The following is a 15,821-nucleotide window of genomic DNA, read 5'->3' on the forward strand; positions in this document are numbered from 1 at the left end:
AGGTGTCGCAAGTTCGATCCTTGCATCGCCCACCACCGATCCAGAAACCGGCCCCCGCGGCCGGTTTCGTCGTTCAAGTACCATCAAATGCGCAGCGTGCGTGTAGCAACGGGCACTTCACACGGCAGGTGTCACACAACGATCCTTGTACCGCCCACCATCGAATCCAGCGAACAAGGGCCCGGCATCGCCAGGCCCTTGTTCGTTTCGGCGGGCGCGTACCCCTCAGGGATGCAGGTTGCCGAGCACGTGTTCGACCAGCAGCGCGAGGAAGGCTTCGCGCTCGCGACGGTAGCCGGGGTCGAACGGGCCGGCCATCGCCGCGACGTGCATCGTCCGGTGGCCGGCATTCATCGCCGCATCGAGCCCCGGGCGCTGCAGGTATTCGCCGGGGTCGCAGTTGACCTGCGCATGCCGGGCCCAGAACGCCGGCTCGGCCGGCAAGGCAATGAACTGCTCCTCCCAGCGCAGCTCGCCGGCGAGCGCGCCCAGCCCGGTCTGCGGCCATGCGGCGGAGCCCTGCCCCCACCGGTGATCCGCCAGCCAGGCGGGCAACGCGTCGACGGGCATCGGTCGCGCCAGCGCATAGCCCTGGCCGAAATCCGCGCCGAGGATCGTCGCAGCCTCGATCAGATCGGGCGACTCCAGCCCCTCGACGACCACTTCGAGCCGCAGGTCGTGCCCGATCCGGATCAGCTGGCGGATGAAACGCAGGGTGCCCAGCGGATCCTGCCGAACCTGGCTGACGATGGCCTGGTCGATCTTGATCCGGTCGAATGGCCACTGGCGCAGGCGGATGAGCGAGCTGTAGCCCGCACCGAGGTCGTCTTCGACCAGGCGCACGCCCAGGGCCTTGAGCGACTGCATGCCCGAATCCTGCGGCACGGCGGCATGCTCGGTGCCGATCGGCGATTCGAGTATCTCGAACAGCAGCGCCTGCGCCGCACAGCCACTGCTGGCGATCACCGCCGCCGCCGCCTCGGCATAGCGCGGATCCTCCAGTGCGGCCGCGGGCGCGTTCACCGAAACGTCCAGCGCATGGCCCGCCTGCAACAGCGCTGCGCGGCAGGCGACGGCCTGGGCCAACCCCTGGCGGAACAGCACGAGCAAATCGTCCGCACCCAACGCGGGAAGAAACCTGGCCGGCGCCAGCAGCTCGCCCTCGTCGCGCAACCGTGCCAGCGCCTCGATCTCGGTAATCCGGCCATCGGCAAGCCTGACCAGCGGCTGGTAGTGCATCTGCAGCGCGTCGGTCGCGACCATCGCGCGCCAGCGCTCGCGCACGAAGAACGGCAGCAGCTCGGTGCCCTGGCGCGGCGGCGCCAGGCGCGCCAGGGCGAGATCCAGCACGGTCTTGATCTGCTCGAGGAAAGCGCGCTGGTCCTCGCTGTGGAAACCGCCGGCGTACGGGCTGTACACGGTCAGCACCACCGCCGGCTGCAGCGGCGACGGGCACAGCGGAATGGCGACGTTGGAGACCACGCCGAGGCTCAATGCGATGTCGCGCCAACCTGCCATCGACGGGTCGCTCGCGTAATGGGCGCACCGCTGGATCGTCGCCGTGCGCCAGGCGCGCCCGCTGGGACCCTGCCCTTCCGGCTGGTCCGCATCGACCCGGATCGGCGGTGCGTTGCCGCAGACCAGCGCGTGCAGGTATTCGGCAAACGCCGTTCCCGCCACTGCCTCGTAGGTCAGCTGGCCCGACGCATCCGGGCGCCCCGCCGAACAGGCGATGATTTCCTCGTGCGACACCAGGATGTCGGCCACACCCTGGATCAGTTCCAGGTAGCCCTCGGCCGACCACGCCAGCGCATTGATCCTGGCCAGCAAGGCCACCCGGCGGCGCTGCAGCGCGCGCATGCTTTCCAGTTGCCACTGCCGCTCCATGCCCAGCCGCTGCAGCAAAACCGCCAGCGCGCGGCGTTCGGTCTGGCCGACGCCGGCCAGCGTGGTGGCCAGGATGTCGCGCAACTGCTCGATCGCCTCCAGCAGCCAGACTTCCTCGAGCCCGCAGGCCGCATGGAACAGGCCGGTCCGGGTCGCCCGGGCGCGGTGGCCGGCCATATCGAGGTCCGCCCGCAGCAGGGTCTGCAGATGCAGCAGCAGGTGCTGCTCGAACACCCGCACATCCGCGGCCGGAAGCAGGTCCAGCAACCTGGCGATGCCGTCATGCGAATGCAGCCCGGCATGGAAGATTTCCACGATACCCGGCAACCGCGGCTCCCATGCCTGGCTGCAGCCGCCCAGCAGCATGGCGGCATGTTCGCCATAAGGCGAGGCGGCGGCATCCAGCTCGTCGGCCTGGTCCGTCACGCCATGGGGCGAAACCAGCGACCACCAGCGCGAGCGGTGCCGTTTGCGCGACTTCACCTGGTACATCGCCTGATCGGCACGGCGCAGCAGCTGCTCGCCGGTGGCCTGGACCTCGCCGGAGTACAGCGCGATGCCCAGGCTGGCGCCCACCGAGATGGCCTGGCCATCGATCGCCAGCGGACGCCGCAGGGCCCCGCTGACCCGCTCCAGCAGGCCGTCGAGATCCTCCTCGCGCTCGAGATCCTCGAATACCAGCACGAACTCGTCGCCGCCCAGCCGGGCCACGTAGTCGCCGGCGCGAAGCATCTGCCGGAACCGTTCCGCCACCTCGGCCAGCAGACGGTCGCCCACGGCATGGCCGTGGCGGTCGTTGATCGGCTTCAGATCGTCCAGGTCGAGCAGCCCCACCGCGACCATGCGCCCGCGGCGCCTGGCGCGATCCAGCACGATCTCGAGGTGCCGATCCAGCGCACGGCGGTTGGGCAGGCCGGTGAGATCGTCGTGCAGGGCCAGGTAGGTCTGCCGCTCCTGCTCCTGCAGCAGGGCGTGCCGCTGTGCGTGCTGGCGCAACGCCAGCCCGGTCGCGTCGGCGATCTCGTCCAGCAGGCGGCACATCTCGCCGTCGAAGGCATCCGGCTCGACGGTTACCACGACGAATACGCCGGTCGGCGCCCGCGCCGTGCCGATCGCATCGGCGGGGGATGCAAACAGCGGCCAGCATCCCACCGCACCGGCGTGCTCGAGCAATTCCTTGCGGAAGGCCCTGGCGGACCGCGGCGCGCCGCGTGGGTGGCGCCGGATGACCGGCGCGCCCTGCATGAAGGCCTGTGTCGGCGTAAGCACGGTGGGACCGTCGTCGTGCCGCGGCGGCAGGGGCAGGCCGCGCAGGATGTCCGCGATCGGCCCGACCAGGGCCACCCGCCGCAGCATGTGGTCGGCGCCATCGGCCGCGAACACGTCGACCGCGGCGGCACCGGCAATGTCGGCCAGCGCCTGGGCCAGCGTGCGGTAGACCGATTCCGGATCAGGCTGCTCGAGCAAGGCGCGCTGGATCGTGCGCTGTGCATCACGGTAGCGGCTCATCCGCACGCTGCGCTCCAGCAGCAGCTGGTGGTCCCAGAACCGGCCCAGCTCGTCGACCAGTCGCTGCGCCCAGTCGAGCAATTCCCGGCTCAGACCGGGCCCGTCGTCGCGGGAATAGGCGGCCAGTACCAGCTGGCCATCGTCCCGCGTCCTCGATGCGGCCACGATGCAGGAGCCGAAACCGTGCCGCTGCGCGGCGTCGCGCCATGGCGCGAACTCCGTCGCATCGACCGAAGTCACCCGGGCCTGCTCCTGGCGCAATACCATCGCCACCGGCCCGCGACCGCCGGGCTCGGATTCATCCGTGCTGAGGCGCAGCGCGGCGGCATAGTCCGCGGCGGGTCCCGCCGCCGCCAGGACCTCGACATTGCTGTGCCCCGGTTCGCGCCGCCCGATCCAGACCAGCGGAAGATCCATGGTCGAGGCCAGGATGCCCGCGATCGTGACCATGATCAGGCGTCGGTCGCGATCCGGCGCCGCACGCAGCAGCGCGAGGGTCTCCGCCACGCTCCGGTAGAAGCGTTCGCGAAGCTCGCCGCGTGCCTGTTCCTGGCTGTTCATCCGCCTGCCGATTTCCCCGAACGAACAAACGGTGCACCGATTGTCGGCCTACTTCATCATGGCAGCACGCATTAATCCACCGCGCCGACGGCACCCCGCACGGCCCGGACTGGTGCCGTTCACCCGGCCGGCGCGTGCTCCCCGCACGTCCGGGCGCGCTTGCGCATCAGCTCGCGCTCGCGCCGGTTCATGGCCAGTGCGGCCGCCCGCTCGAATTCCCGGCGCGCCTCGTCGACGCGGCCCAGCCGGGCCAGCAAATCGCCCCGCACCGCGGGCAGCAGGTGGTATCTCTGCAGGCTCGGCTCGTCGACCAGGGCATCGGCCAGTTCGAGGCCCGCTGCCGCGCCGCCCGCCATGCCCACGGCCACCGCACGGTTGAGTTCGACGATCGGCGACGGCGCCACCCGGGCCAGGGTCGCATACAGCGCGGCGATGCCCGGCCAATCGGTTTCCCCGCTGGTCAGCGCACGCGCGTGGCAGGCGGCGATCGCCGCCTGCAGCGCATACGGGCCCAGCGCGCCACCCAGCTTCCGGGCCTGCTCAAGCGCGGCCAGACCGCGGCGGATCAGCAACCGGTCCCACAACGCCCGATCCTGCTCCAGCAGCAGGATCGGCTCCCCGCTCGCATCCACGCGTGCGCGTGAACGCGAGGCCTGCAGTTCCATCAACGCCACCAGGCCATGCACCTCGGGCTCGCGCGGCATCAGGCCGGCCAGCACCCGGCCCAGGCGCAGGGCGTCCTCGCACAAGGCCGGGCGCATCCAGTCGTCGCCGGCGGTGGCCGAGTAGCCCTCGTTGAAGATCAGGTAAATCACCCCGAGCACCGACGAAAGGCGTGCGGCAAGCTCGTCGCCGCGGGGCACCTCGTACGCCACCGCGGCCTTGGCCAGGCTGCGCTTGGCGCGAACGATGCGCTGCGCGATGGTCGGCTCGGGCACCAGGAAGGCGCGCGCGATTTCCTCCGTGGTCAGGCCGCCGAGCAGGCGCAGGGTCAGCGCCACGCGCGCCTCCATGGAAAGCAGCGGATGGCAGGCGGTGAAGATCAGCCGCAGCAGGTCGTCGCCGAACGGGTCGTCCAGCGCCGCCTCGTCCGCGGACCTTGCACATTCCTGCTCGTGTTCCAGCTCGTGCATCAGCTGCTCGTGCTTGCGTTCGAGCAGCTTGCTGCGGCGCAGCCGATCGATCGCGCGATGCTTCGCGGTGGTCATCAGCCACGCGCCGGGATTGTCCGGCACGCCGGTATGCGGCCACTGTTCCAGCGCCACCACCAGCGCATCCTGCGCCAGCTCCTCGGCCAGGCCGACATCGCGCAGCATGCGGGCGAGGCCGGCGATCAACCGGGCCGACTCGATCCGCCAGACGGCGTCGATGGTGCGATGGGTATCGGTCACGCTCATGGCGACCGATCACACCATCCCCACCGCGCCGGCGCAAGGCCGTTCCTGCTTCCGGCCCACGCCCGCCTGCGAGGCCGGTCCCGCGGCCTCGCTCAGGACGCGGCGACGGGGCGGCGGCGGGGGCCGCCCCGCTCCGCGCCGTGCGCGCGCACGGCGGCGTCCCGGGTCAATTCCCGCTGCACGTCGACGGCAAGGTCGGCGAACTCCTGCACCCGCTGCACTTCGATGGTCTCGCCGGCCGCCGCCGGGCACCGCGAGGCCCAGGCGATGGCCTCGTCCCGCGACGCGACATCGACCATCCAGTAGCCGGCGGGCACGCCCATCGTTCCGCTGCGCGGACCATCGACGAGCTCGGCCCCGCCGCCGGCGAAGAAGATGCGCGCGCCCATCGAGGGCGGGCACAACCCGTCCAGCGCAACCAGCACGCCGGCCTGCCACAAGGCGTGGTTGTACCGCGCCATCGCGGCCGCGCCATCGGCATCGGACCCGTTCCCCGGCGCCTCGCCCTCGACCGCGCCGGCGCCGGGGATCAGCCACATCATGAAACGCATGGCGGTTGCTCCCCGGCGCGCCCTTGCCAGGACCGGCCCTCGACCCGGCTCATGACTTCGCCGCGATCTGCGCGCGCAGCCGCTCCTCCTGCTCGCGCAGTTCGGGCGTGAACTCGGCGCCGAAATCCTCGGCCTCGAACACCTGGCGGACCTCGATCTCGGCATCGTCGTCGAACGGCGCGCGCTTGAGCCACTCGATCGCCTCCTGCATCGACTTCACCTGCCACAGCCAGAAGCCGGCAATCAGCTCCTTGGTCTCCGCGAACGGCCCGTCGATGACCGTGCGCGCATGCCCCGAGAACTTCACCCGCACGCCCTTCGAACTGGGCTGCAGGCCCTCGCCCGCCAGCATGATGCCGGCCTTCACCAGCTCCTCGTTGTAGCGGCCCATCGCGGTCAGCAGCTGCTCGCCGGGCATCACGCCGGCTTCCGAGTCCGGGGTCGCCTTCACTATCACCATGCATCGCATCGTCGTGTCTCCTTCGAATGAGTGGGAGCCAGGCAGGCCATCCCGGCTCTATGCGAATGACGAACGGCGGACCGGCAAATCGACACGCCGCCCCGCCTGCCGGCCGCCATCGCAAACGATGAGCCGCGGCTCGGTATGCTGTGCGGGTTGCGTCAACCAGGGCAGGAAGGCATGAGGGACAACCCGGGCGGACTGATCGTCCACCGCGGCAGCCGCACCGAGCGGCTGGCCGATGCACTGGCGCTGCAGCTCGAAGCGCAGCGGCCGGCCAATCCGCTGGCGGCACAGACCGTGGTGGTGGCGCATCCGGGGCTGCAGCGCTGGCTGCTCGGCCATCTTGCGCAGCGCAGCGGGCCGCATGGCGGGCACGGCATCGCCGCCAACATCGAGATGATCCTGCCGTGGCAATGGTTCGAGCGCGCGGCCCGCCGCGTGCTGGGCGACGAGGCGCTGATCGGCGGCGCGTACCGGCACGAACTGCTGCGCTGGCGCCTGCTGGCAGCGCTACCCTCGCTGAAGGCGCCGGAGGTCGCCGCCTACCTGGCCGGCGACGACGCCGCGCGGCGCGGCTTCCAGCTGGCCGAGCACCTGGCCGGCCTGTACACCCAGTACCTGATCTACCGGCCGGACTGGATCCTCGACTGGGAGCAGCATCCCGCGCAGCACGGCGGCGACTGGCAGGCGGCGCTGTGGCAGCGGCTGCGGGCTGCCATCCCGCAGCCACACCGCGCGCAGCGCAGCGCCGCCCTGCTGCAGGCGCTGCGCGCCGGCGGCGGGCTGGCCGGCGACCCGCCGCTGCACGTGTTCGGCGTCAGCCACCTGCCGCCCGACGTGCTGGCGGCGCTGCAGGCGACCGCGCTGCACACGCCGGTGCACCTGTATTTCCCCGACCCCTGCCGCGAGCACTGGGTCTATCTGCGCAAGCAACGCTTCCTGCTCGCCCACGCGGACGACCCGGAGGCGCTGTATTACGAGGTCGGCCATCCGCTGCTGGTGGCGCTCGGCCGCATCGCGCAGGATTTCTGCCTGAGCCTGGACGAATGCGACGCGATCGACGAGCGCGACCCGCTCGACGAGGCCGAGCCGCTCGGCCGGGCCAGCTCGCTGCTAGACCGACTGCAGTCGAGCATCCGCTGCCTGCAGCCGGAGCTGGTGGGCGCGCCGATCCGCGAGCAACGGGCCGGCGGTGCCAGCCTGGAGGACATCCTGCCCGCGCTGAGCCACGACGCCAGCCTGCGCGTGCACGCCTGCCATACCCGTCTGCGCGAGCTGGAGGTGCTGAAGAATGCCCTGCTGCGCTTCCTTGCCGACGATCCCGCCTTGCAGCACCGCGACATCGTGGTGATGGCGCCGGACATCGGCGCGTACGCACCGTACCTGGCGGCGGTATTCGGCGAGCCGGCGCAGTACCGCAGCGATCCGTTGCACATTCCCTGGCACCTGGCCGACGTCGGGCTGGCGCAGGCGCACCCGCTGATGAACGCGTTTTCGCAGGTGCTGGACCTGGCCGAGAGCCGCTTCACGGTCAGCGAGGTGCTGGACTTCCTCGACGTGCCGGCGGTGGCGCGGCGCTTCGCGATCGACGCCGGTGGCCGCGACGCGCTGGAGCGCTGGCTGCGCCGCGCCCGCGTGGCGTGGGGCCTGGATGCCGCGATGAAGGCCGCGGCCGGCGCGGCCGCGGTCGACGCGAATTCATGGCAGTTCGGCCTCGACCGCATGTACGCCGGGTTGATCGTGGGCCAGGACGCGGATGGCGAACTGCTCGACGGCATCCTGCCGCTGCAGGGTATCGCCGGCGGCACGGTGGAGGCGCTGGGCCAGCTCGACCGCCTGCTCGGCGAGCTGCGCCAGGTGCGTCACGCCTTTGCCGGCGCGCGCCCGCTGGCCGCGTGGAGCGCATGGCTGCTGGAGCGGCTCGATGCGCTGTTCCTCGCCGACCCGCGCGATGCCGCCGAGCAGAACGCGCTCGACGCCCTGCGCCGGCTCACCGCCGGCCTCGCCGGCCAGGCCGCCGAGGCCGATGTCCACACGCCGTTGCCATGGAGCGTGGTGCGCGAGGCGTTGCGCGGCGCGCTCGACGCCATGCCGGAGCGGCAGGCCTTCCTGCTCGGCGGGGTGACCTTCTGCGGGCTGGTGCCGCAGCGCTCGATCCCGTTCCGCGTGGTCTGCCTGCTCGGCATGAACGAGGGCGAGTTCCCGCGCCCCGGCCACGACGCCGGCCTCAACCGGATCCTCGGCCAACCGCGCCGCGGCGACCGCGACACTCGCAACGAGGATCGCTACCTGTTCCTGGAGGCGCTGATGTCCGCGCGCGACGCGCTGCACGTCAGCTACGTCGGCGAAGGCGTGCACGACGGCAAGCCGCGCAACCCCGCCGCACCGCTGGCCGAGCTGCTGCAGTTCCTCGACGAACAGCACGGCCTCGCCGCCGACGCCAAGGCCGAACGGCCCTGGCACGTGCGCCACCCGCTGCAGCCGTTCGACGCGCGCTACTACGAGCGCGATGCGCAGGGCCAGCCCCGCCACGATCCGCGGCTGTTCTCGTACGAACCGACGTTCCTCGCCGCCGCGCCGGCCGGTGCCGGCTTGCCGCCCTTCCTCGACCCGCCGCGAGCCGCGCCGGAAACCGTGGCCGGCGGCGAGATCAGCCTCGGCGCGCTCAAGCGCTTCTGGCGCGACCCCGTGCGTGACGCCCTGCAACGCGGCCAGGGCATCAGCCTGCAGGCACTGGACGACAACGGCTGGCCGGACCGCGAACCGCTGGAGACGCCACTGGAGAAAATCGAGCGGGTCGACCACCGCCTGCTGTTCGAGGCGCTCGCCGCCGGCCGCGACGAACTGCCGGTCGAACCGCCGGCATGGCTCGCCCGCTCGGGCATGCTGGCTGGCGGCGCGATCGGCGAGCAGACCTGGATACGGCTGCGCGACTCGCTGCGCCCCCTGCTCGCGCAGGCGCAACCGCTGTTTGCCGGCGGCAGCGCACAACCGCAGGCGCAGGCGATCGACCTTGACCTCGGCGACGGCCTGCGCCTGACCGGCGTGGTCGATCGGGTGTTCCATGGCGCCGGCGACAGTCTGCTGTGGTTCGACGCCCGCCCGGGGCGCGCTGCCCATCTGAAGGATCTGCTGGCCTTCTACATCGACTGGGCCTGCCTGAAACTCGCCCGTGCCGATGACGGCAGCCGCCTGCAGGCCACGCTGCTGGAGCAGGTCTGGCGGACGCGGGGCGGCGGCAGCGTGCTGGTTGCCCAGAGAGCCGGCATGCTCGACGCCGTCATGGCGCAGGATGATGACCGGCTGCGCCATGGCCTGCGCCGCCTGATCGAGGCATGCCGGGCCGCCGAACAGCGACCGCTGCTGTTCTTTCCGCGTACCGCACAGGCCTGGGCCGCCAGCGAACCGGAGGACCGCCGCGCCAAGGCAATTGCGGCGTGGGAAGGCGACGGCTTCAACCCCGGCGAGCGCGACTACGCACCCGGCTACGCGGCCCTGCTGAGCCGCGGACTGGATCTTTTCGACGAAACCGGCCCCGCGCACCGTGCCTTCATCGCCGCCACCGAACTGGTCTGCGGCGTGCTCGATCCGGGGCACACGACGCTGTTGAAGGAACCCCGCCCATGAACCTCCTGGCAGGAGCGCACCCTGTGCACGAACGCTCTTCGCACGGGTCCACCCAAAGGCATCGCGCACAGGGTGCGCTCCTGCAACGGTATCTCGCCCCATGATCGATGCCACCGCCCTGCCCCCGCTCGACTGGCGCCGGATGCCGCTGCACGGGCGCGTGCTGATCGAGGCCAGCGCCGGCACCGGCAAGACCTGGAACATCGGCGTGATCTACCTGCGCCTGCTGCTCGAGCGCGGGCTGCCGGTGGAGCAGATCCTGGTGACCACCTTCACCGACGCCGCCGCGCAGGAACTGCGCGAGCGACTGCGCCGCCGCCTGGTCGAGGCCGAGCGCCTGCTCGAAGCCGCGACCCGCGACGCGGCCAGCGCCGATCCCCTGGAAAGCTGGCTGGCCACGCTGTGCCCCGACGCGGACAGCACGCGCATCGCGCTACGCCGGATCCAGCTCGCCCGCAGCGACCTCGACCGTGCGCCGGTCTCCACCATCCACGCGCTGTGCCAGCGCATCCAGCGCAACTACCCGCTGGAGAGCGGCGCCGCCTTCGCCGACGACCAGCTGTTCGACGAGCAGCAACTGATGCGCGAATGCGTGGAGGATTTCTGGCGCCGTCGCTACCTCGCCGGCGAGGTCGACCCGCGCGAAGCCGAGCTGCTGCTGAGGGACGGCCCGGAGGGCCTGCTGCGCGACCTCGGCGGGCTGGCGAACCATGCCGACGCGCGGATCGAGGCCGGCGGCCTGGCCGAACTCGAACGCGCGCTCGCCGTACTGCGCACGGACGTGAGCATCGCCGAGCTGCAGCGGCTGGCAGACGACGCGACGCTGTACAAGCGGGCCAATGCGGCACTGCGCGGCCGGCTCGGCGAGATCGCCCAGGCGCTGCGAGACGACGACGAGGCGCAACTGTCCAGGTCGCTCAGCGACGTGTTCGAGCCGGAAAACCTGCCAGCGCAGACGGCCGCCGCCCGCGCCGGTGAAATCGCCGACCATCCGCTGATCCACGCCCTGCAGGCGCTGCGCCCGCTGCTCGGCATGCGCGACATCCTCGTCCGCGGCGCGGTGTTGGCCGCGGCGGCACAGGCCTGCCGCGAGGAGATGCCGCGGCGCGCGCGCCAGCGCCACGTGATGACGTTCTCGATGCTGATCGACGCGGTGTATCAGCGGCTTTGCGGCGAACAGGCCGACGACGTGCTGGCCGACCGCCTGTTCGACGCCTTCCCGGTCGCCCTGATCGACGAGTTCCAGGACACCGACCAGCGCCAGTTCGCCATCTTCGAGCGGATCTACCGCGAGCGCGGCACGCTGGTGATGATCGGCGACCCCAAGCAGGCGATCTACAGTTTCCGCGGCGGCGACATCGCCGCCTACCTGCGCGCCAGCGAACAGGCCGGCCAGCGTTTCTCGCTGGGCACCAACCACCGTTCCAGCCGTGCCCTGGTGGAAGCGTTGAACGCCTGGTACGGCCATACCGAGGGCGGCTTCGGCCAGCCGCAGATCCGCTACCAGCCGGTCGCGCCGGCCGGCAAGGCGGACGACCAGCCGTACACCGTCGACGGCCGGCCGGTGACGCAGCCGCTGGTGTTCCACCCGTTCCGCGGCGATGCCGTGGACAACAGGAATCGCCCGCTGAAGGCCCTCGGCGAACTCGAATCGCTGGCGCTGGACGACTGCGCCAACCGCATCGCCGAACTGCTCAACGACCCGCGGCGGGCGATCGGCGGCCGCCCGCTGACACCCGGCGACGTCGCCGTGCTGCTGTCCACCAACAACCAGATCGTGGCGCTGCGCCAGCGGCTGGTCGCACGCGGCGTGCCCTGCATGGGCAGCGGCCGCGGCAACATCTTTGCCGGCGAGGTCGCGCGCGAACTGGAGCTGGTCCTGTTCGCCGTGCTGCATCCCGACGACGACCAGACCGTGCGCGGCGCGCTGGCCACCACCCTGCTCGGCGCCACGCTGGAACAGTTCCGCGACTGGCAGGCACAGCCCGCCGCATTCGAACACGAACTGGAACGCTTCGAGGCGTGGCGCGCGCTGGTGCGCGGCCGCGGCGTGCTGGCCCTGATCGGCGAACTGCTGGCCGCGCGCGCCACCGCCCTGCTGGCGTTGCCGGAAGGCGAGCGCGTGCTCACCGACCTGCGCCACCTCGGCGAACTGCTCGCCGCGGAGGAAGGTGCGCGGCAAGGACTGGACGGCCTGTACGCCTGGCTGCAGGAGATGCGTCGGGAAGGCAGCGACGGCGATGCCGAAGCCGCCGACGAGCGCCAGCTGCGCATCGAGAGCGACGCCCGCCGCGTGCAGCTGCTGACCATCCACGCCAGCAAGGGGCTGGAATTCCCCATCGTGTTCCTGCCGCTGCCGTGGCGCATCGGCAACCGAACGGGCATCTATGCGCCGAAGCTGCTGCGCTATCACGACGACGCCGGCCGACGTTGCGTGGACCTGGGCTCGATGCATTTCACCGAGCACCGCGCCCGACACTTCCGCGAGGAGCTGGAGGAACGCCTACGCCTGCTCTACGTGGCGCTGACCCGCGCCGTGCATGCCGTGCACGTGTACTGGGTCGACCGCGGCCCGCTGCCCGACGGCGATGCGCAGGCATGGCAATGGGCGGCGATCGACCTGCTGGTCGGACAGGCCCAGCATGCGCTGGCGCTGCCCGCGGGCGAAGCCTCGCTCGCGGCCATGGCCGGGGCGCTCGGCGGCATGCAACTGTGCGCGCCGTTCGCCGACACGTTCACCCGCTACCGGCCACCGGCCGAAACCGCCGCGCCGCGCGCCACCCAGGCGCCGCTGCCGCCGTTGCGGCCGTTCCAGTGGCTGCACAGCTTCAGCGGCCTGACCCGCCATGCCGCCGCGGCGCTGATCGACGACAGCGGCGGCGCCGACGAAGCCGGCGCGGAGGAGCCGGCGATCGAAGCGGATGATGCCGCCGAAGATGGCCGCCTGCTCGCGCTCTACCCGCTGCGCGGCCCGCGCTTCGGCGACGCCGTGCACCGCGTGTTCGAGCTGGCGCAGTCCGGCCCGGTCTGGCCCGACCAGCGCCAGTTGTTGCACCGCCAGCTCGGCGCGCAGGCCGTCGCCGCCCCGCACCTCGCCCATGAGGAGGCGCTGGAGCGCGTCGGCCGGATGATCGACCGTGCGCGCCAGGCCGACCTGGGCGACGGCCTGCGCCTGCTCGACCTCGCACCCGACCAGCGCATTACCGAGTTCGAGTTCCAGTTTCCGGTACGGCAGGTGCCGCTGGCGCAATTGCGCCGGATCTGCGCGGACCACGGCCACGCCGACGCGGTGCCGGCCAGCCTCGACGCCACCACGCTGAACGGCATGCTGACCGGCTTCGCCGACCTGATCCTCGCCTGGGACGGACGCTTCCACGTGCTCGACTACAAGACCAACTGGCTCGGCGCGCGGCTGCGCGACTACCAGGGCGACTCGCTCGAGGCCGCCATGGCCGAGCACCACTACCCGCTGCAGGCGCTGCTCTACACCGTGGCGCTGCATCGCTACCTGCGCCAGCGCATGGACGGCTATACGGCCGAACGCCAGCTCGGCGAAAGCTGGTACCTCTTCGTGCGCGCGCTGGGGCTGGCGCCCGGGCTGGGCGTGTGGCGCCGGCGCTGGCCGGCGCCCCTGATCGAGGCGCTCGACGACGCCTTCGCCGGTGCGCAGGAGGCCGTGGCATGAACCTCCCGCTGCCGCAAGCCGCCAATGCCGACGCCGACGAGCGCGCGATCGACCAGGGCCTGGCGCAATGGGTGCTCGGGCGCACCGGCTCCGCTCCGCTGGCTGCCGCCGTGCGCGCAGCCAGCCGTGCCGAAGGCCACGGCCATTCCTGCGCCACGCTGACCGACCCGGATACCGACGCCGGCTTCGACGCCGACGCCCTGGGCGAGTTGCGCCGGCACGACTGGGTCGGCGACGGCAGCTCGTTCACCCCGTTCGTGCTCGATACGCAGGGGCGTTTCTACCTGTGGCGCAACTGGCAGCATGAAACCAAGCTCGCCGAGGCGATCCTGCGGCGCTGCGCGCAACGCACGCTGCCGATCGCCGCCGATACCCTGGCCAGCGACCTGGACACGCTGTTCGCCGGCATGCCGCGCGGCGCCACCGACTGGCAGCGCGCCGCCGTGGCCGCCGTGCCCGGCGCGCGCTTCTTCGTGCTCACCGGTGGCCCCGGCACCGGTAAGACCACCACCGTGGTGCGCATGCTGCTGATGCTGCTGCAGCACGCGCAGGCCTGCGGCCTGCCGGCGCGGCCGTCGATCGCCCTCGCCGCGCCCACCGGCAAGGCCGCCCAGCGCCTGGTGCAGGCCATCGCCAGGGGCAAGGCCGAGCTGCAGGCCGCCTTGGCCGACGACCGCCCCGTAGGGCGGGCACTGCCCGCCGCTCTTCACCACCCCAACGAAGACCAACCGCCGGCGGACAATGTCCGCCCTACAGCGCTGGGCGACGACCCCGTAGGGCGGGCACCGCCCGCCGCTCTTCACCACCCCAACGAAGATCAAGCGCCGGCGGGCACTGCCCGCCCTACGGAGCTGCTTCGGCCCAACCTGCCGAATCTGCTGCAGCACATCCCGCACGCCGATGCGCGCACGCTGCACCGCCTGCTCGGCTACCGGCCGATGGACGACAGCTTCGACCGCGGCCCGCACAACCCGCTGGCCGAGGACATCGTGGTGGTGGACGAGGCGTCGATGGTGGACCTGGCAATGATGCGCCAGCTGCTGCAGGCGCTGCGCCCCGAGGCGGTACTGATCCTGCTCGGCGACCCGGGCCAGCTGGCCTCGGTCGATGCCGGCTCGGTGCTGGCCGACATCGTCGCCGGCGCACCGCGCAACCGGCTGCCGCCAGCGCTGGCCGGCCTGCTCGCGCCGCTGCTGCAGCAAGCGCCCGGCAGCGCCGGCGGCGACACACCGCTGGCCGGCCAGGTACTCACGCTGACCCACAGCTGGCGCGCCGGCAGCGGCCTGCAGCGCGGCGTCGAGGCGTTGCGCGACGCGCCCGACCCGGCCTGGCTGGACGCGCTGCTGGGCAAGCGCAGTGACGGCGACCTGCACCTGCGCCACTGCCCCAACCCGCATGCCCTGCGTGCCTGCGTCGACGGCTGGATCGATCGGCATGCCGCACTGTTGCAGGCATTGCTGACCTCGCCCATCGACGCCGGCACCGCGCTGCAGAACCTGCATCAGCTGCAGATCCTCTGCGCACTACGCGACGGCCCGTTTGGCGCGCAAGGCCTCAACGAATTGATCGCGCGCCGACTCGCCACCCGTTTTGGTATCGACAGCGGCCACGCCTGGTACCACGGCCGTCCGGTGATCATCACCCGCAACGACTACGCCCGCGGCCTGTTCAACGGCGACGTCGGCATCGCGCTGCAAGGCGCAGAGGGACTGCACGTGTGGTTCGAGCTCAGCGACCGCGACGGCAACGCCGGCCTGCGCAGCTTCTCACCACGCGCCCTGCCCGCGCACGAAAGCGCCTGGGCGATCACCATCCATCGCAGCCAGGGTTCGGAATATCGCGACGTGGCCGTGATACTCCCACCGGACGAAGACAACCATGTACTCACCCGCGAACTGGTCTACACCGCCATCTCGCGCGCCAGAAGCCACGCCGAGATCTGGGCTACCGATGGCTCGCTGCGCGCGGCACTGAGTCGCCCGATCCGGCGTCAGGGTGGCCTGCGGAAGCGGCTGCAGTCGTCCTGAGGCCCACAACTGCCACCAACCCAGTCTCCTGCTTGTCCCAAAGGGGCGTCCTTCGGTCGCAGGAGAGTCAGGGAGGGGTTCGCTCTTGATCTTCTGCGATGCTCCCCGTCCACA

General features: G+C 71.5%; 7 protein-coding genes. 3 read left to right on the forward strand and 4 right to left on the reverse strand.

Features of this window, described 5'->3' with window-relative positions:
* Positions 1-225: 225 nt before the first annotated feature.
* The 4 genes from RHOFW104R8_RS09695 to RHOFW104R8_RS09710 all read right to left on the reverse strand — a co-directional run bounded on the left by RHOFW104R8_RS09695 (position 226) and on the right by RHOFW104R8_RS09710 (position 6,374).
* The gene (locus RHOFW104R8_RS09695) at positions 226-3,957 is read right to left on the reverse strand and encodes a diguanylate cyclase domain-containing protein (protein WP_068205431.1); all 3,732 of its coding nucleotides are present in this window, start codon (positions 3,955-3,957) and stop codon (positions 226-228) included.
* Positions 3,958-4,076: 119 nt separating this feature from the next.
* Positions 4,077-5,354 carry an RNA polymerase sigma factor gene (locus tag RHOFW104R8_RS09700; protein ID WP_068097839.1) on the reverse strand — a complete coding sequence of 426 codons (1,278 nt, stop codon included), beginning with the start codon at positions 5,352-5,354 and terminating at the stop codon, positions 4,077-4,079.
* A gap of 92 nt (positions 5,355-5,446) precedes the next feature.
* Positions 5,447-5,905: a YciI family protein gene (locus RHOFW104R8_RS09705; protein ID WP_068097836.1), complete on the reverse strand. Its 459-nt coding sequence runs from the start codon at positions 5,903-5,905 to the stop codon at positions 5,447-5,449.
* A 49-nt stretch (positions 5,906-5,954) separates the two neighbouring features.
* A complete protein-coding gene (locus RHOFW104R8_RS09710; protein ID WP_068097833.1) occupies positions 5,955-6,374 on the reverse strand; it encodes a YciI family protein in 420 nt (139 codons plus the stop codon).
* Positions 6,375-6,545: 171 nt separating this feature from the next.
* On the opposite strand from RHOFW104R8_RS09710, the gene recC reads away from it, so the two are divergent.
* From recC to recD, 3 genes are all read left to right on the forward strand, one after another.
* Positions 6,546-9,995 carry an exodeoxyribonuclease V subunit gamma gene (recC, locus tag RHOFW104R8_RS09715; RefSeq protein ID WP_068097831.1) on the forward strand — a complete coding sequence of 1,150 codons (3,450 nt, stop codon included), beginning with the start codon at positions 6,546-6,548 and terminating at the stop codon, positions 9,993-9,995.
* Between the two features lie 100 nt (positions 9,996-10,095).
* On the forward strand, positions 10,096-13,680 hold the full coding sequence (locus RHOFW104R8_RS09720) for a UvrD-helicase domain-containing protein (protein WP_235604392.1): 3,585 nt from the start codon (positions 10,096-10,098) through the stop codon (positions 13,678-13,680).
* Positions 13,677-15,707, forward strand: a complete 2,031-nt coding sequence (gene recD, locus RHOFW104R8_RS09725) for an exodeoxyribonuclease V subunit alpha (protein ID WP_068097829.1) — start codon at positions 13,677-13,679, stop codon at positions 15,705-15,707. The genes RHOFW104R8_RS09720 and recD overlap by 4 nt, the downstream gene beginning before the upstream one ends.
* The last annotated feature ends 114 nt before the right edge of the window (positions 15,708-15,821 follow it).

This window comes from Rhodanobacter sp. FW104-R8 (assembly GCF_001617365.1).
In the GTDB taxonomy this organism is placed as follows: Bacteria; Pseudomonadota; Gammaproteobacteria; order Xanthomonadales; family Rhodanobacteraceae; genus Rhodanobacter.